This window comes from Gottfriedia sp. S16(2024), from assembly GCF_050473765.1.
Taxonomy (GTDB): Bacteria; Bacillota; Bacilli; order Bacillales; family Bacillaceae_G; genus Gottfriedia.
In genome coordinates this window covers 2,910,527-2,928,930 of record NZ_JBFLUO010000001.1, presented here as the reverse complement: position 1 = coordinate 2,928,930, position 18,404 = coordinate 2,910,527, and the positions used below count along the sequence as shown (strand labels likewise).

At 32.6% G+C, this 18,404-nt stretch carries 20 protein-coding genes; 3 read left to right on the top strand and 17 right to left on the bottom strand.

Annotated features, from left to right (window positions below; translation table 11 throughout):
- Positions 1-84: 84 nt before the first annotated feature.
- The gene (locus AB1282_RS13685) at positions 85-1,110 is read right to left on the bottom strand and encodes a SepM family pheromone-processing serine protease (protein ID WP_429899334.1); all 1,026 of its coding nucleotides are present in this window, start codon (positions 1,108-1,110) and stop codon (positions 85-87) included.
- Positions 1,085-1,891, bottom strand: coding sequence for a patatin-like phospholipase family protein (locus AB1282_RS13680; protein WP_429899333.1), 807 nt, complete (start codon positions 1,889-1,891; stop codon positions 1,085-1,087). Before AB1282_RS13680 ends, AB1282_RS13685 begins: the two co-directional genes overlap by 26 nt.
- Positions 1,892-2,031: 140 nt before the next feature.
- Between AB1282_RS13680 and ylbJ the strand changes: the two genes are divergently transcribed.
- Positions 2,032-3,288, top strand: a complete 1,257-nt coding sequence (gene ylbJ / locus AB1282_RS13675; protein WP_056468439.1) for a sporulation integral membrane protein YlbJ — start codon at positions 2,032-2,034, stop codon at positions 3,286-3,288.
- Between the two features lie 558 nt (positions 3,289-3,846).
- Here ylbJ and coaD read toward each other — a convergent pair.
- Positions 3,847-4,338 (bottom strand): pantetheine-phosphate adenylyltransferase, encoded by a 492-nt coding sequence (gene coaD, locus AB1282_RS13670; protein WP_056468441.1) that lies wholly within the window; start codon positions 4,336-4,338, stop codon positions 3,847-3,849.
- Between the two features lie 17 nt (positions 4,339-4,355).
- The gene (gene rsmD / locus AB1282_RS13665; RefSeq protein ID WP_091022079.1) at positions 4,356-4,913 is read right to left on the bottom strand and encodes a 16S rRNA (guanine(966)-N(2))-methyltransferase RsmD; all 558 of its coding nucleotides are present in this window, start codon (positions 4,911-4,913) and stop codon (positions 4,356-4,358) included.
- Positions 4,914-5,282: 369 nt separating this feature from the next.
- Between rsmD and AB1282_RS13660 the strand changes: the two genes are divergently transcribed.
- Positions 5,283-5,672 (top strand): DUF7147 family protein, encoded by a 390-nt coding sequence (locus tag AB1282_RS13660; RefSeq protein WP_056468446.1) that lies wholly within the window; start codon positions 5,283-5,285, stop codon positions 5,670-5,672.
- Between the two features lie 156 nt (positions 5,673-5,828).
- On the opposite strand, the gene AB1282_RS13655 is transcribed toward AB1282_RS13660, so the two are convergent.
- The 6 genes from AB1282_RS13655 to AB1282_RS13630 all read right to left on the bottom strand — a co-directional run bounded on the left by AB1282_RS13655 (position 5,829) and on the right by AB1282_RS13630 (position 9,610).
- Complete coding sequence (locus tag AB1282_RS13655) at positions 5,829-6,101, bottom strand: YlbG family protein (protein WP_056468449.1); 273 nt, start codon at positions 6,099-6,101, stop codon at positions 5,829-5,831.
- A gap of 474 nt (positions 6,102-6,575) precedes the next feature.
- Complete coding sequence (locus AB1282_RS13650) at positions 6,576-7,031, bottom strand: YlbF family regulator (protein ID WP_056468453.1); 456 nt, start codon at positions 7,029-7,031, stop codon at positions 6,576-6,578.
- A 61-nt stretch (positions 7,032-7,092) separates the two neighbouring features.
- Positions 7,093-7,665, bottom strand: a complete 573-nt coding sequence (locus tag AB1282_RS13645; protein WP_056468456.1) for a histidine phosphatase family protein — start codon at positions 7,663-7,665, stop codon at positions 7,093-7,095.
- A gap of 76 nt (positions 7,666-7,741) precedes the next feature.
- A complete protein-coding gene (locus AB1282_RS13640; protein WP_056468459.1) occupies positions 7,742-8,026 on the bottom strand; it encodes a YlbE-like family protein in 285 nt (94 codons plus the stop codon).
- 11 nt (positions 8,027-8,037) lie between these two features.
- A complete protein-coding gene (locus AB1282_RS13635; protein WP_056468462.1) occupies positions 8,038-8,451 on the bottom strand; it encodes a YlbD family protein in 414 nt (137 codons plus the stop codon).
- A 115-nt stretch (positions 8,452-8,566) separates the two neighbouring features.
- Positions 8,567-9,610, bottom strand: a complete 1,044-nt coding sequence (locus AB1282_RS13630; RefSeq protein ID WP_429899332.1) for a CAP domain-containing protein — start codon at positions 9,608-9,610, stop codon at positions 8,567-8,569.
- A 176-nt stretch (positions 9,611-9,786) separates the two neighbouring features.
- Here AB1282_RS13630 and AB1282_RS13625 point away from each other — a divergent pair, with 176 nt between their 5' ends.
- The gene (locus AB1282_RS13625; RefSeq protein ID WP_056468467.1) at positions 9,787-10,158 is read left to right on the top strand and encodes a YugN family protein; all 372 of its coding nucleotides are present in this window, start codon (positions 9,787-9,789) and stop codon (positions 10,156-10,158) included.
- Positions 10,159-10,219: 61 nt separating this feature from the next.
- On the opposite strand, the gene AB1282_RS13620 is transcribed toward AB1282_RS13625, so the two are convergent.
- The 7 genes from AB1282_RS13620 to AB1282_RS13590 all read right to left on the bottom strand — a co-directional run bounded on the left by AB1282_RS13620 (position 10,220) and on the right by AB1282_RS13590 (position 18,281).
- Positions 10,220-10,684, bottom strand: coding sequence for a DUF420 domain-containing protein (locus tag AB1282_RS13620; protein WP_056468470.1), 465 nt, complete (start codon positions 10,682-10,684; stop codon positions 10,220-10,222).
- 11 nt (positions 10,685-10,695) lie between these two features.
- The gene (gene ctaG / locus AB1282_RS13615) at positions 10,696-11,595 is read right to left on the bottom strand and encodes a cytochrome c oxidase assembly factor CtaG (RefSeq protein WP_056468473.1); all 900 of its coding nucleotides are present in this window, start codon (positions 11,593-11,595) and stop codon (positions 10,696-10,698) included.
- Positions 11,596-11,988: 393 nt separating this feature from the next.
- Positions 11,989-13,062, bottom strand: coding sequence for an ethanolamine utilization protein EutH (gene eutH / locus AB1282_RS13610; RefSeq protein ID WP_429899331.1), 1,074 nt, complete (start codon positions 13,060-13,062; stop codon positions 11,989-11,991).
- Between the two features lie 70 nt (positions 13,063-13,132).
- Positions 13,133-14,194: a M24 family metallopeptidase gene (locus tag AB1282_RS13605; RefSeq protein WP_056468476.1), complete on the bottom strand. Its 1,062-nt coding sequence runs from the start codon at positions 14,192-14,194 to the stop codon at positions 13,133-13,135.
- A complete protein-coding gene (locus AB1282_RS13600) occupies positions 14,191-15,297 on the bottom strand; it encodes a M24 family metallopeptidase (protein WP_429899330.1) in 1,107 nt (368 codons plus the stop codon). The genes AB1282_RS13605 and AB1282_RS13600 overlap by 4 nt, the downstream gene beginning before the upstream one ends.
- Positions 15,298-15,642: 345 nt before the next feature.
- Positions 15,643-17,331, bottom strand: coding sequence for a sigma-54 interaction domain-containing protein (locus tag AB1282_RS13595; RefSeq protein WP_056468481.1), 1,689 nt, complete (start codon positions 17,329-17,331; stop codon positions 15,643-15,645).
- Positions 17,332-17,360: 29 nt separating this feature from the next.
- Positions 17,361-18,281 (bottom strand): AraC family transcriptional regulator, encoded by a 921-nt coding sequence (locus tag AB1282_RS13590; protein WP_429899329.1) that lies wholly within the window; start codon positions 18,279-18,281, stop codon positions 17,361-17,363.
- Positions 18,282-18,404: the final 123 nt, after the last annotated feature.

Genomic DNA, 18,404 nt, shown 5'->3' with positions numbered 1-18,404 from the left:
GCATTAGAAAGAACAAATGGCAGGTATAGGTATTCTCACCCTATTTCCTGCCATTTTTTATCATTTACCTTATTCTAATCAAATTTATTTTTTTGTCTTTAACTTTTCAAGATAATGAATTGCTTGGTCATATGTATCAATTGGTATTATTTTCATTTTCAAGTCATGTTTTTTCGCACTTTTTACAGCCTCATTATAATTTGAATTCTTTTTACCGTTCTCATTTGGTGCAAAGAAAATCTCTGCCCCCGAATCAGATGCTGCAATTATTTTTTGAGATATTCCTCCGATCGGACCAACGACTCCATTTATATCAATTGTTCCAGTACCAGCTATTTCATGACCTTTTGCTAAATTTTCTTCTTTTAATTGATCATAAATTTCTAGTGCAAACATAAGCCCCGCTGAAGGTCCACCTATCTCTTCTGAATTTATTTTAACTTTTGGATTTGTAGTTAGATCTAAATTTTCTGCAATAGAAACACCAATTCCAGCACGATTAGGTTCGTCTTTAAAAGCTTTTGTTTTAATATTAAAGTTTTTAATTTTTCCTTTTCTACTTACTTCTAAATTAAAATTTGTACCAGGTTTTCTACTTTTTATTGTATTGGTAAAATCATTTAATGTACGGATTTCTTTCCCGTCGATTTTAGTGATGACGTCACCTAGCATTAATACGTTATGGGCTGGCATATCCTTTAAAACAGATACGACTACTATTCCATTTTCCGTTACTTTATAAGATTTTTTAGCTTGCTTATATGCGTTTAAAATCGCAGCTTGCTTTGATTCTTCCATGTATCTTAATTGGCGGAATTGATAATCTTCATCACTTTCACCTTTTACTTTTATTTCATCTATTTTGTATAGATGGTAATTGTCATTAATTTTCGTCGCAATATATGAGTAGATATTTGCCTTTCCCATTGCTACGGTCGTTAGCATAAATTCGCCTTTATCTTTTTTTGCTCCTTCAACTTTTACATATGGCCTTAATGGCTCGGCTAAGCCTGGTTTTGTAACATAGTATGGTAATGGAATGAAATATAAAAGAATTAGCGTAATACCAAGTACTAATAGTACATTAAGAATTCTGATCCTTTTTATCACTATTTTTCTCCTTCCATTGCTCAATCTTTTCAAGAATCTCTGGTATTAATTTTTCTGTAGCTTCTTCACCTATTTTGATAACATTTTCAAGATTAGTAAAGTTTCTAGAATTAACATGGTCTAATTTAGGTCTAATCATAACATTAGATGCAATTTCTCTATTTCTAACGAGCTCATGCTGCATTATTTCAATACTTTGCATAATTACGTCATAGATCGTCGAAACTTCACCACTAACTTGAATCGGAGAGGCATCTACTCCAATAATAAAATCCGCCCCCATCTCTTTTACAACTGATACAGGGATACGATCGATGACTCCACCATCAACTAAAAGTCTTCCATTCCATGTTTCTGGTACAAAAATTCCCGGTATTGAAATACTCGCTCGGACTGCAGTAGCAATATCTCCTTTTTGAAAAACAATTTTTTCTCCTGTTAATAAATCAGTAGCAATTACCGACACTGGCAAATCCAATTCTTCAAGCTTTCTACCAAATGATAGTACTTTAATCAACTCTTTAACTCTGTTCCCGGAAATCAAACCCATTTTTGGAACAACATAGTCAATATAGTATTTAGATTGAAATACTCTTGCAATTTTATATAGACGATCCACATCTGCTCCAGCACCGTATAAAACAGCAACTAAAGCACCTATACTACTTCCTGCAATCAGATCTATAGAAATATTATGCTTTTTTAAAACAGAAATTACACCAACATGTGCAAATCCTCTTGCACCTCCTGAACCTAATGCTAAACCAATTTTCGGTTCCAAGTTGTTTCCCCTCCAATTAAACTCTTTGGTCTAAAATTGAATTCCAACAACGTATATTTAATTGTACAAGTTTTTTTTATACATATATTACTATCTTATTTCCTACTAAATGGTCTTACTACAATTAGACAAAAATCTATATGTTTTTTAAGTTTATCTTTGGAGGTTTATATGTGAAAAAAAATTACTTCATTACTTTACTAATTTTTTTAATACTCATATTTCTGACATCAACGATTATTTTGCATCCAGAGGTAGCATTTAAAGGTTCAATAAGAGGATTAAATATGTGGTGGGGAATCGTATTTCCTTCGCTCCTTCCTTTTTTCATTTTAAGTGAACTTCTAATCTGCTTTGGAATTGTTCAATTTATTGGTGTATTTTTAGAGCCAATTATGCGACCTTTATTTAGAGTTCCGGGTGTTGGGGCATTCGTTTGGGCAATGGGGATGGCATCGGGATTCCCATCAGGTGCAAAACTTTCTGCTAAACTATATAAAGATGGGGAATTAACAAAATTAGAAGCCGAACGACTTAATTCATTTACAAATTCGTCTAATCCATTGTTCATTTTCGTTGCAATATCTGTTGGTTTTTTTCATAACCCAAAAGTCGGTCTCGTACTTGCCCTCAGTCATTATTTATCTAATGCTATTGTAGGCCTCATTATGAGGTTTTATGGAAGAAACCAACCTAACTACTCTCGTAGAGAAAGAATCCATTCTAACCGCTTTAAATACGCATTTAAAGTTATGCATGAAAAACGATTAAGTGAAAGAAGACCGATTGGAAAAATATTAGGGGACGCAATAGCTTCTTCCGTACAGACATTATTAATGATTGGTGGATTTATTATCGTTTTTTCTGTTCTTAATATGCTTTTGATTGAAATTGGATTTATATCTAATGTTGGAAAAATAATTGCATATTGTTTTTCAAATTTAAGTGTTAATCAGAATTTATCTACACCTTTTTTATCTGGGTTATTTGAAATTACTTTAGGATCTAAATTGGTCAGTGAACTAGGCAATAGTACATTATTGCAGCAAGTGGCTTTAACTAGCTTTATTTTAGGATTTGGTGGTTTTTCAATACAAGCTCAAGTAGCAAGTATTATTTCTGAAGTGAAATTAAGTATTAAACCTTATTTAATCGGTCGTTTATTGCAATCTGGAATCGCTCCTATTTTAGCAATTATCTTTTGGAAGCCACTATATCTTAATCAGTTAACTTCTAATGCTACTTATAATACTTTACCTGTCATAAAGATTTTTACAGAGAAACAGTTTAATCTCGAATCTTTGGTTTCAACAGGTTCCTTCATCACATTAATTTCTCTCTACATTTATGTAATCATCTTAATTTATAAACTGTATATAAAAAAGTTATCTTCTTAAACCTTCCGAATATAAAAAAGAAACCTCAGTTTTAATTGACTTGAGGTTTCTTTTGCTGTTATTTTCAAATTTTCGTAAAAGGGGTATAGTGATGTTGATTTCCACTACGGAATGCTCGCTTTCCATGGGGCGAGACCTGAGCCTCCTCGGCAAGCCTGCGGGGTCTCAGGCTTCCCGCATATCCCATAGGAGTCGAGCACCCCTCCGTTCCAATCAACTTATACATACAAAAAGGGTTACACTAAAAAACTAATCTAATATCCTTTACTTAGAGTAGTATAAAAGCTTGTTAATCAATTTGTAGGTCAACTATTAAAGAATTTTTATAATTTCAATAATTTCTAGTAATTGTTTATTCATGAGAAATTAAAAAATATTTAAGAGCTAAATAAAAAAATTTCTAAAACAAGTTCCAAGTATTATTGTGATTAGTTGATGTTCATAGATTAACATTTAAAATCATTATTAGGTCATTAAAAAATGAATTCTAATGACAATATGGTTTACTTAATATAAGTGACTGTTTATATTTTCAACAATAAAAAACCTCAGTTTAAATTAAACTTGAGGTTTCAAAAATTTTTCTGTTAATGCGCTATTTACACAATCTGGTACTAAATCTTTTACATTTCCACCGTATTTCGCGACTTCTTTTACAATTGAAGAACTTAAGAATGAATATTGATTATTTGTCATAACAAAAAATGTGTCAATTTCATCTACTAATTTTTTGTTCATTGCTGTAATTTGCATTTCATATTCAAAGTCTGATACTGCTCTTAGGCCTCTTAATATTGCAGAAGCGTTAATTTTTTTCGCGTAATCCATTAATAGACCACTAAATGAATCTACGCGTACATTTGGAATTGCACTAGTAGCTTCTGTAATTAATTCTTTTCTTTCCTCTAAAGTAAATAAAGAATTTTTGGCAGAGTTATTTAATACGACAACAATTACCTCATCAAACACTCTTGCTCCACGTTTAATAATATCTAAATGTCCTAAAGTAATTGGATCAAAACTTCCAGGACAAACAGCAATACGTTTCATCTTGTACCCCCTAAAAATTACTCCATACAAATATGATACACTGATACGCCACAAATTCCATATTTTTCTGCTTTTGTTCGTACAAATTTCCCTATTTTTTCAGGTAATTCGACATCAGTAGCATGTTCTACTAAAATTGTTCCATCTGATGCAAGTAGATTTTTTTCATCAAAAGTTTCAATTAATGATACGATTTGTTGTTTTTTATAAGGAGGATCTAAAATAATTAAATCAAATTGGATCTCTCTTTTAATAATCGCTTTAACAGCCCTCTCAGCGTCATTTCGATATACTTCAGCACAATCAGTTAGATTACATGTTGCTAAGTTTTCTTTAATCGTCTTAATCGCCTTCATTTCACGATCTACAATAATCGCTTTTTCAATCCCTCTACTTAAAGCCTCAATTGATAGTCCACCACTACCACCGAATAAATCTAATACAATACCACCTTCAAAGTATGGTCCAATTATATTAAACATCGCTTCTTTTACTTTATCAGTTGTCGGTCTAGTACTCATTCCAGGTACTGCCTTTAAACTTAATCCTTTATTTTTTCCTGATACTACTCTCATTTAATTCACACCTACTATATATTTCAATTTACGAAAATATCCTATCATAATTTCACTAAAACAAAAACATTTCTTTCCATATTCTGCTACTAATGTATAAAATCATCCACTTTGGAAATAATTAATTTTAACAACATCTCAGTTGATGTTGTTGCCAACCGCGGAGAAGACTTACGTTTCCCCATAAGTTCTTCCTCCGGTTTCTCCTCTCCCTTTGCCTTCTTTTAAGTGATTACACTTTAATAAGAGGGGCCCTGCAAATGCGGGGTTTTTTTTTATGCCTTTATCCTGTAGAATAAATGTTGCATTTATTACCATACTTTTTTTTGGAATACACGTAAAGTATTTACGTTTTAAGGGGGAACACTCATGATCCAACGCATGATTGAAATTGGAGAAGGATACTCAGATTTATATGAACTATTTGAAATTGCTAAATCGCAAAAAGATAGAGTTAAATTTTTACTAAAATTAACATCTGAAAATAAAGGCTCAAACTGCTGTTCTTTTGCTGTTATATTAAGCCCTACTTCTATTGGTGAATTCCAGCCAATATATTATTGTAGAGAAGGCATTACATTAAAAGAAGATTCAGTTACAAAACGTGAAGTGTTGTTTGAAGAATTAGCTACAACTTTAAACAAAGAAATCATCACATTGCAAATAAGACATTCAAGCTCATTTCATGAAAACGATTTATTTCACCAATATATAATCGGAATTTTACGCTTAAATCATTTAATTCCACCAATGAAATAACTATATTTCCTAATCTTACTCATAAAATAAAAAGAAAACAAAGGGATAGTTTTTCCCTATCCCCTTTCCTTTCAACCATACCACAAGAAAAACGATTGAACGGTTTTTAATTCAGATAGGTTACCCCTTCTAAATTAATTAGCCATTCAATCGTTTTTAATCTACTTGATAATCATATTCCTTTGCTTCGTCTGGTTTTGCATTTTCGTACTCAGTCTTAATAAAAGGTTTATATGACAATTCGATTCGTTTTACAAAATGAAATTTTTTCAATCTCTCTATTGTTCGATCTATATCATCCATATTGCAGTATAGGACTACGTATTTCAAACGTTTAGAGACAAAGTGAATATTTCCAAATTTACGTAACATTTTTGCTTGTTTTAATGATTGTAAATAAATAATAATACCTTGTCTTTGCACGAACATAGCTTTCTCCTTTAAAAATCCGTTAGAAATAGAATATCATATCCCAAATTTCTTTTGCAACGAAACTTTCATAAATAGTTTTTAGAAAGGATTGAAAATTATGTTAGACGATGTTTGGGAGCAATTTTTTAACTGTATTTCAAATTATAAACAAATTAATCATTTTTCAAACAAACAAATTTGCGGTGCCAATTTTCTATATATTCAGATAGATGATTGTCAACAGAACGAAGAGGCGATCAAAAAACTTCTAATTGATTGCTCTAGAACCATTACTGAACAGTTTAAACTAATTTACCGAGTTGAATTTATTCGTAGTGAAAATAATAATTTCGTATTTAAACATCGATTTTACGTTCCGAATAAAAAAATGTTTTGTTGTGGAAATAATTGCGCTAACTGTACTAGGTTCAGAAAATGAATTTTATTAAAAAAAGACTCATTATTAAATAATGAGCCTTTCAATATGTTCTATTACCTCGTTTTACATCCACACTTTCCACCTGTGCCACATCCACCAGTACTACATCCTCCACCTGTATTTACGAAGAATGGATTACCCGCTGGAACTTTCACTGAAGGTGAAACAGCTTGAGCAATTAAATAGCTAGTCTCATCTAAAAGTAATTGGACCTGATCTTCCGCTTGCTTAAAAGCAGCGATAGTATCGTTTAATTGAAGTTCTCTTTTAACTTCACTCATTTTTTTTCGAATTTCTTTATAATCGGGATGATATTTTCCAAATCGTTGAACATCCTCATATAAATCCTTCGTCTTCATAAAACGGCTAATAATTTCTTGAGCAGTTTTATCATTATTTAATGCAATATATGAAGTTCGATACTGATCTGCAACATCTGATTGCACGATCATTGAAGCAAGTTCTTCTGAGACTGTTATAAGTTGCAAGGTTTCCATTGTTGCATACATTTCCTTACACCTCCAAGAATAAACTATACCACATTTAATTCGGTAAATAAAAGAACTTGTCCTATGCTTTTATATGATCAGAAATATTAAATTCATTTATCTTCCATTTACCATCTTTAAATTCAATAAAATTTGCACAAGCATTTTTTAATTTTGTCCTAAAATTAACTTTCTCAGGATCAATTGCATGTAGAATTGCCTTAATCGTATGAGAATGTGCAACAATTACAATTCGTTTACCTTCATAATTTTGAGCAATGTCTTTTAATGCACTAAAAGCTCGATCAATTAATTCTTCATCTGTTTCCATACCTTCTACATTATTATTATAAATGTTTTCATGAACATCGGAAATAGGTTTTCCACTAGCTTCACCAAATTCTCTTTCTAGAAATCGTTCATCCTCTAGGATCTCATCAATTTTAGAAAAATCTGCAATTGCCTGTGCAGTTTGTCTCGCCCTAACTAATGGACTTGTAATAATCCGATCCCACTTTTGATCACTTAAAAACAATGCACTATCATTCGCCTGTTGTTTACCAATCGTATTTAAAGGAATATCTTCTCTACCTTGAATTATATTGTTAAAATTCCAATCAGTTTGTCCATGTCTTACTAAACAAATTTCTGTCATAACTACTACTCCTTTTTAAAAATTACTTTCTTCATTGTAGCAAAAAGCTATGACAGATTAAATTATTATCCTTTTTTTAATCTTCCTTTGATTCAGTATCAGAGGATTCTTCACTACTGGTACTTTGTTGATCTTTTAATACATGGAACATGTCAATCATAAACGATGCCATTTGAACTTGATTTGACAATTTATCAACTCGTTGTGGAATAGTTTTACCAAAAAACTCAAGGGAAGCCAGTCTAAACTCATCAGTAAGCTCAGGATTTCTAGAAAGTTTACGATACCATTTTGGTTGTTGTCTTAAAAATTTTAAATAATCTTCTTCACTCTGTAGAAATTCCAAAACATCTTTTCTCAATTTAGATCTCCTCAATCCTGTCTAAAATTAAATTGTTGTGCCGCTGGCTTTTCTTCTCTTTGATTAGTTGAAGTAGCTGGAGATTTAAATTGTGATATAAGCTGTTGAATATTGGTTAAAGTAGAGTTTACATTTGTTAAATGGCCTTGAATTTGATCTGGATCTAAATTTTTTACAAAAGAAATTACTTTTCCAACGTATCCTTCTTCTGATTGTTCTGTTTTGGCAGTTTTCTTTTGAGACCTTGTATTATTCTCATTTCTGTATTCATCCCACATTTCATGGTCTTCACCTTTGTAATACCAATCTTCAAAATATTGTTGCCATGTTTTTTTACCCGTTTTTACTTCCTCTCGAAGTTTTGGGTGTTCCATAACGAATTGCCTAAATTGTTCGATAGATGGACGACTATTTTCATTTCCCATTCATATCACTCCAATTAAAAGCATTTACTACAAAATTATGTCTTTCGAATAATTTTGTGCTTGTATGGAAATAAAAAAATCAAGCACAAACTTTCGCTTTTGCTTGATTTCGCGATTATTTTATAAAATTTTGGGTGTAATATTTATTAAAGGCTCCTACTCCAAGTGTGGTATATTCTTTTTTATACATATTTACTCGGTGACCTTTACTATTAATCCATCCATATACTGATGCTATACCATCTACATAATTAGCCGAAATATTTTCGCCAGCGATTCTGTATGGAACATTTGCATCATTTAAACGATCAGCTAGACTACCATATAAATTAGAATAGTGATCAAAATATTTATTTTGAACCATATCTTTACTATGTCCTAAAGCTACTTTAGCAGCATCAGCATTCCAATTTAAAGTACTTAAATTCATTCTTTTACGATATACATTCGTTAAATTAAAGATTTGTCTTTCTACTTCACGATCAACAATTGCTTCTTGTAATGTATTTATTTTTTTTGCATTGATTAAATTTCCACTATAAATTAGCTCGTACGGTTTTTGCTTAACTAGCGTTTCTGGTGATAAATATCGAATACCTAATAAACTTCCGGTAAATCGGTCAAAATAAAGTTGAGCATAACAATTATCTAAAGAAACAAGTGGACGTTCATGTAAATCTGTTGTCGATAATTTAAAAGTATATTGATTACGTAATATCGAAAATGAAACTTTATCGTGTACAGTTACATTATCCATTGTTTCTTCGTAGTGACTACCCATCACAAATGGAGAGATATCAACTTTATTACCAGCAACAAAAATAGTTACGACTTTGCCATTTAGTACACCAAATTGAGTATACTTTGTAGCATCCTTATCATAAACAAGCCAATCATAGTCATATTGAGAAGGAACTTTTCTTGACGGTTTACCAAAGGTTTTTAAAATTTCTTGTTCACTTTTACCAATATACTGAGAAACGGAGTATGTCGCATTTGTAGTGCTTGCATTTTCGATCATTGGCTTATTCACTTTTTCAACTCTTTCATATGGTTTAAACGTTTGTATATTACTGATCCAATCTTTAATAAGTGGACTGAACATAAAAACTGTTATAAAACTTATTGTAAAAAAGAAAAGTTTTATAAGCTTATCCATTTAGATCTTCCCTTCCCAATTGTTAACTCTATGTTTATATATCCATTGTAGCCAAATTATTCAAAAAAATATATAAATTAGTTAAAATACATTTATCAGCTTTTCATTGCTAATTATTGTCATAGATAATATTATATTAATAGGGATTTTTTCTAAGTAATTTAGGGGGTAATAACATGAAATTTGAGAATACAAATTTAGAAAACCATGTATTAAATGTAAATTTATTAACTGAAATCATGGAAGAATTAGGCTTTGTCCTTGCTGGTCAATGGGATTACGAAAGAGTAACTTACGATTATAAATTTGAACAACGTAATGAAATCTACTACTTACGCGTTCAAGGTTTCGCAGTAGAAGGACATGTAGAGTCAAGTAAAGGTAAAATCCAATTACTTACTCCACTTTTAGGTAAATACTATTATCCTCACGGTGTAGAGTACGGAGAAGGCGAAAACTTCCCTGAAAGCATCGTTAATAAAAGTAATGACTTACTTAAAAAAGCTGAAGAACAAATTTCTCTAGTAAGCAAGTTCATTATTCTATAATTATTAAAAAGAGTGAGTAAAAAGAAGTACAACTTCTTTTACTCACTCTTTTATTTTTCACTTAAAATCCTAAAACAGCTTTAATAACTGAAGTAGTGTCTCCACCTTTGTAGAAAACGTATAATAAACAATAAACGAATACACCTGTAATTGCAGTAAAAAACCAAATAATACTAGTAATCGGTCCAATTTTTTTGTGTAGTTTTAATTTGTTTTTATATCCTGAAATAATTGATACTAGACCAAATACTCCGCCAGTTGTAGCTAAGAAGATATGGAAAAACAAAAATATATGATAATACAACTTTAAACTTTTTGGTCCCCCAAAAGAAGTATTTCCAATAAAGATTGTTCTAGTTGCGTATACAATGAAAAATGAGAGAGCAAAGACTCCAGCAAAGAACATAACTTTCTTATGTCCCTCTATATTTCTTTTTGCAATAAGATACCAGCCGATTGCAACTAATATGGCACTAATGACAATAAAGCTTGTACTTATTGTTGGTAAAATTGGTAACGAATTCAAAATTTCCACCCCTACGATTTTTTAAGCAATAACGGATTACTACTGATTGGATCAATTTTATTTCCATTTTGTTCTCTTTTAGCCCATTTGAAAAAATTATAACCAATAACAGATCCATAAACTATTTCCTGGATAATTTTCATGATAACTCCGCCAACCTGTTGATCTTCCCTTGCTGACATAAAGTTAAATACTTCTGGACCTGAAATGTTTAGTGATTTTAATAAATCTGGTGATACGCATAGTTCCATTGCTTTACTCCACAACACTGGATCATTATAAGTCGCGTAAAATGGATGTCCTGCAAAAATAATAAGTGCACATGCTGGTGTTAATAAAATACCATTTCCAAACATATAACCAATCTTTTGGATATCAGAAAGTGTTTGTCTCTCTGGTAAGTTATTAATAACAGGAAACCACATAAATACTGCCATAAAAAATAATATATTTGTAAATAAGAAATGATAGATATTATTCGTTTTTACAGTATCAAATACTAATGGGTAATGGTAAATCGAAAATACTACATTAAAAATAAGTAAAGCAATTAATGGTTTTGTTGCAAAAGTAAAAAACGCATTAACGAATTTTGGTTTTAGTATGTTTCTCCATAACCAATTTGGAATTCCATTAATAAGAAAGATCGGTGCAACTAAGTATAAAACTGCCATTTCAGTCATATGTGCACTAAAAATAATATGACCAATTAAATCGATTGGACTGCCTTGTGCAGTGTAAACTAACAAAATTCCAATTACGAAATACACTTTTTGTTTAGTCTCAGTAACATGGTTTTCATCTTTATATTTATTAATTATGTAAAAATAACCTAAAATGACTAAAACTAGAAACACAAATAAATATGGACTCCAAAGTGCTTTAAACCCGAACATCCCTAAGCTAATCATGAATGCACACCCTTTAATTATTCTATTCACCCTTATTATTTTTACCTAATGTTTAAATTAATATTGAACTATGTAAATATATTGTAGATTTAAGAACTATAAATAATTTCACAAAGACAAAAAAAATTTAAACATTACTTCTATCATATAATATTTAATGAAATTATCCAAACTATTATACTACTAAATTATATAACAGTAATAATGGTTTATTCAAATTAAAATACGATTTGAAAACGTTATTCATTTTTAAATGATTGGTATTTATATATGGGTGTTTATAGTGAATTATAATCTAGGGTGCACACACTTTCTGTCGGGTCTTACGGCACCTGCTTTTCTGATAGGAGGCGAGTCCTTAAAATCCCAATCTACTTCTCTATTATTAATAATTCATCTGGTTTCACGTTTTGACACTAGCAAAGCCAATGCAGCAGCCAAAAACCCTGCAGTCAGTTTGCCAACAATCAGTGGAATGACAAAATTCTTCTCCACACCCGCAACAAACCCTAAGTGACTGCCAAAAACAAATGCGCCACTTACGGCAAATGCTGTATTTATGACTTTCCCACGGTCGTCCATCTCATGCAGTGTCGCAAACATAGGAATGTGGTGGGCGAAGGAGGCAATGAATCCACCTAATGCTTGTTGATTCATACCTAGCTTATTTCCGAGTAATGCAAAAGGCTTCTTTAATACTTTTACCAACACAAAAACAAAAGGAAATGCACCAGCAAGTATGATGGTTATTTTTCCAACTGTTACAAAGCCCTCCGAAAGCGGCATCATACCTGGGATAATAACGATACCTGTTAAAGTTTTAATAATCATCGAGACAAGACCAATGATAATAACGATTTCAATTGCTTTTCCAAACCATTTAAAACCACGAATCATCACCGATTGAGCTGATAGCATTCCAATCCCAATCAAGACAGAAATCAGAATAGAAGGAATCAAATTTTTCAACATCCATATAAAGCCAAATCCTGCAACAAACCCTCCTGCTAAGCATCCAAATGGAATAGTCATTAGCCCAATTAAAATTCCTTTAGCAAAAAAGGGGTGATCATTTTTATGAATGATGCTTAAAGCAACCGGAATGGTAAAAACAATAGTTGGCCCCATCATTGTTCCTAAAAACACCCAAGAGAACAAAGCAGCATCACTAGATTGAGCCATTTCATTTGCTAATGAGTATCCACCCATGTCAAGAGCTAAAAACGTGGATGAAAACATCGATGGATCTGCTCCAAGAAATTGGTAGACCGGGGATACAATCGGTGTTAACCACTTAGCTAATACTGGAGATAGTGAGATCATTCCAACCATTGAAAGAGCAAGTGGTCCCATGGCTTGAAAGGCTTCCTTAAATTTTTGTCCGACTCCATACCGATTTCCTATCAGATAATCGATTGCCCCTATGACCATAAAGCCTGTCATGATATATAAGATGATTTCATTCATATAGATACGCCCCAATTCAAAAGAAAGGTCATCTTTTTAAAAATCCATTAGATGACCTTTTCAATATTTTTTATAAGATAATTAAGTGCTTATCAGAATGGGTTATGATTTCATAACCATTCTCTTTTACTATAATATCATCTTCAATCCGGCAGCCACCCCATCCTGGGATATAAATTCCTGGTTCAACGGTAACAACCATTCCAGTTTGAAGAATTTCTACACTTTTGTCAGAAAGCCGGATTGGTTCGTGAACCTCCATACCTAACCCATGACCTGTTGAATGTCCAAAACGATCTCCGAATCCTTTTTCTGAAATATAGTCTCTCGTTAAATCGTCGATCGTTTTCGCTTTTTCACCTGATTGAATTCCTTCTGTCCCACGTTTTAGGGCTTCTAATACGATGTGATAAATGTTGCGGAACTCATCCGAACAACTCCCAACGGCGATTGTTCTCGTAATGTCAGAGCAATAACCATTGTACAATGCACCAAAATCAAGGGTTACCATGTCACCATGCTCAATCACTTTTTCGGAAGCCACTCCATGCGGTAGGGCAGCCCTCTTTCCAGAAGCAATTATAGTATTAAATGATGCTGCGGTTGCACCAAGCTTTCGCATATAGAATTCCAGTTCATTACGGATTTCTAATTCCGTAACCCCTGGTTTAATGATATTCAAAATATAATCAAACGCCTTATCTGCGATTTTAGCTGCCGTTCTCATTAATTCTAATTCTATTGGCTCTTTGATTTCTCTAACCTTTTCAACGATATTTTCCAATTGAATCCATTGTACATTTCCATACTCTTGTAGTTTTGAGAACGTATTTAAAGTCATGGCATTTGCCTCAACAGCGACCTTTTTAAGACCTTGACAGTCGACTTCTTTTGAAACTTCTTTTTCAATATTTCCGTTATGGACGATAATCTTAGCGTTTTTCACTTCATTTTGAGCCTGTTCCCCGTAGCGGAAGTCAGTGATAAAGGTAGCAGCATTTTTTGAAATTAGCACCATGCCAGCTGATCCTGTAAAACCTGTCGTATATCTACGATTTTCACTTTTTGTAATCAATATTGCGTCGACATTGTTCTCTAAAAGCTGTTTCTGTATTTTTTCGATTCGGTTCAATTTCGTTCATCTCCTACAATCATTAATTCTTTTGGGAACTTCGTTAATACTTCATACCCATTATCTGTTATGACAACATCGTCTTCAATGCGCACACCACCGAGGCCATTAAGATAAATGCCGGGTTCAATAGTGATGACCATTCCTGGTTTCAGTACCCCTTCATTCACATCATTTATAGATGGTGCCTCGTGAATTTCAATTCCTAGACCATGACCTATGCGATGAGGAAAAAATTCACCATAGCCAGCTGATTGAATGACTCGTCTTCCCGAGAGATCAACATCACCAATTCTTGTTCCAGGTTGAGAAGCCTCCACCCCAGCAAGATTGGCCTGTAAAACTGTATTGTAGATTTTAACGAGTTCGTTATTTGGATGACCATAAATGACGGTTCTTGTGATATCAGAGCAATATCCCTTATATTTCACACCTAAATCAAAAAGGGCAGTATCTCCTTTTTTTAACTTATTGTCACCTGTAGCACCATGTGGGTTACTTGCATTTTGGCCAAACAATATAATGGGAGAAAATGACATTTCTTTAATCCCTTTTTTCTTTAATTCAAATTCAATTTTTCCTAAAACTTCAAGTTCTGTAATTCCTTCTTTTAATGCTTCAATACCCACTTGTACCCCGTAATCAGCAAAAGCGGCGGCTTCACGTAATATTTCAATTTCATCAGCATCTTTTACTAGTCGCATTTCAGTAAGTATAGAGTCTAGTGATGCAAACTCTACTTCACCAAAAATCTGTTGCAGATTTTCAATGTAAAAGTAAGAGATATCATGCTTCTCAACTGCAAATTGTTTCATTTCGCTTCTACTTTCAATCAAGTGACCAACAAGTGACCACGGATGATCGGAATCTGTGTAACTTAGGATTGGATGCTTCCAGCCTGCTTCCTTTATCATTTGAACTTCCATCGCTGGTGTAATAAATACGGGTTCGTCGTTCGGGAAGACAAAAATACCTACAAATCGTTCGTGCGGATTGTAATCAAAATTCGATAAATAAAAAATATTTTGGCGTGATGTTATCAAACCACCTGGAATACTTTGTTGTTGTAAAAATGTTTGTAATTCTTGCATTCGATTATTCATGTTCATTTCTCCTTTAATAGATGGTTTAAATTAGACATGAAATATTGATGCAAGTTCTGTGCCATTTTTAACATCTTTTATTTAGAAGATTGTTTAGGAAATAGTGTAAATCTTTTTAGACACTGTTTAGTGTTTTGTGTCTAAATAATTAGACACTAGTAGTTTGATAGAACCGTCGAGTATGTCATTAGTAGTCTTTATTAAAAGGTTGCTTATTTACGGATTGAGGAGAAATTCTTCAGTAAGGGGAGGTAACTTGCGTAAACTTTTGATTGCCGGTTCTAAATCAGCCCAGAAGTCTCTTTCGCTCGTCTGGACTAATTTAGTCGTAAAGGCTTTTAGTTTTTAAAGCTCAATCTTTAATTTTTTCATTTTATTGTACAAAGTAGCTCGAGATATTCCTAGTTTTTTTGCTGCTGCTTGCTTGTTCCCTTTCTCTGTTTGAATGGCTTCAATGATTTTATTTTTTTCAAAGTCATTTAGATCATCTTGTAAAGAGTCATCGTATCCAGTCGATAATAATGTAGATTGTAACATCTTTGGCGGTAAGGCTCCGATCGAGATTGTTTCTTCTCCTGATAGTAATACTAACCGTTCAATTACATTTCGCATCTCCCTCACATTTCCAGGCCAATCGTATTGTAGTAAGGCAGAAGTTACTTGAGGATCAACGATTTTAATCGTTCGATTATATAGTATTGAAAACTCATAGATAAATTGATGTAAGAGCTCCATTACGTCTTCTTTTCGTTCTCTCAATGGTGGAATCGTAATAGATAAAATGTTAAGACGATAATAAAGGTCTTCTCGAAATGTATTAGCTTCAACCATTGCTTCTAAATCTTTATTTGTAGCAGCAATGATTCGGCACTCCGCTGTTAACTGCTTTGTACCACCAACACGGTAATACGTTTTATCTTGCAATACTCTAAGTAACTTCACTTGCATATCTAACGGTAAGTCACCAATTTCATCCAGAAAAAGTGTTCCTCCATGCGCCAACTCTAGTTTTCCTTTTTTACCTTTTGCATCTGCACCAGAAAATGCTCCTTTTTCATAGCCAAAAAATTCACTCTCAAACAATGATGGTGTAATCGCACCACAGTTTACAGCTATAAATGGAGAAGATGATCCTTGATAAAAATGGATAGCTTTTGCAAAGACTTCTTTTCCAACCCCAGTTTCACCAAGTAATAAAATATTCGCACTCGTTTCAGACATTTTCCTCGATAACGAAATTGTTTCTTTCATCAATTGACTCGAACCTTTAATTTGTTGGAAAGAATCGTGTGACAATTGTAGTCTTGAAACCTCCTTCTGCAATTGAAGAATTTTGGAGGAAGCATTCATAAGTTCTTGATTCATTATTACTTGACTCGTAATATCTGTTTCAGCAGCAACTGCACCTACAATTCGGTCATTGATAAAGATTGGACTGCTATTAATCATGACAAAGAGATCCTCACGAGGTTTATGGTGTTTATGACGAAAAGATTGACCTGTCTCCATCGTAACTTTATTTAATAACATATCTTTCGGAAAAAACTCTTCCATTTTATTCCCAATAATTTCTTCTTTAGGAATTGAAAAGATCCTTTCAGCACCATGAGTCCAAACCACTGTTTTTCCGACTTCATCTACAATCGAGACCGATCCATCCATCGTATCAATCATCGTTCGAAAATAGGCCTCTAAATATTGATAAGACTCAAACACTTTCGAAACTAAAATAGCAGAATTGATGTAGCCCTTGATTTTTCCTTCTCCATCCGTGATGACTACAACTTCTAATTTTTGCACTTCTTGAATCACGTCTTGAATAACATCATTTTCATTGGAAACACCTGCTTTTTTCCAATAAAGTTCATTGATATTCTTGCTCTTAAAATGAAGATATTCATTGATCGTTAACATCCATACTTCACTATGATGCTGTTTAAATATATACGTTGCTTCATTATCTACATCCATATCAGAGTGCAAAGAAAAATTTGTTTGCAACAAATCTTCTATTCTAGGAAGAAGATGTTTCATGAAAATACCACCACCTAATTGTCTTTTTTTTATATTACTCTATCATTCCGACGAGTTTGTGTCATGATTATACTTTTTGTTTTTTTGTAAGCCAATGGTGTCAAGTTCATCGACTTTCTGAATTTATCAATAAAGTAGCTTGTGCTGTTAAATCCAACTTGATAGGCAGCATCAGTGACATTCGATTCCGCTTGTTGTAGTAGTATTAAACTTTTTTGTATTCGATAATCGGTTACATAGTTTAAAGGAGTAGTTTTTAACATCCGTTTGAAATATCGACAGCACTCTGATCGGCTTAATTGACCAACTCTTGCAATGTCGTCTAATCGTATTTTCTCAGAATAATGTAAGTGGATCCAATTTAACATTTGCTTCATGCGCTTACTCTTTACTACTACAGACTGTTCATACTCTAATTCAATTCCGTTCATTATTAAATTCTTCCATATTAATGTTAGATGTAAGCTGATGTCGATTTCATAGAATGGTGAATTTTGTTTGATCATCTGATTGATTTTCAAAATATAGCTTAAAATGCTATTGGCCCATACCTCCTTTGGATTTAAGAATAAATAAGGTAGATTGGTCGCCTGATAATAAGGCTTTACAAAAGTTGTATAAAGTTCTTGAGATAAAACGAAACTTGGTGAAACATTTAAACAAATATAGGCACAGTCTGAATCGTTCCGATCTTTTGCCATATGTAGGCAGCCACTATTTATAAAAAGCCCTTCCCCTTCTGATATAAGAATTTTTTCTTCATTTATTTGAAAAATTGTTTCTCCTTTAACAACGTGAACAAACTGAAATTCATCATGCCAATGAAGAGGTATATAACCATTTATATTTTGCTTAATCGTTGTTTCATAGCAAGCAATTGGTAAAACAACAGTATGATGTTTAGTTAATTCTTTTAAACTTTGGTCTACCATAAAATTTTTAAATTGCATTCCTTCATAACCACCTCAATATCCTTATATTTTTCTATTCAATTTGAGTATTATTTTAGCGTTTTTCCTCTTATCATTTAAAATATTATAACACTATTTTTATATTTGAAGGTGGAGACTAAA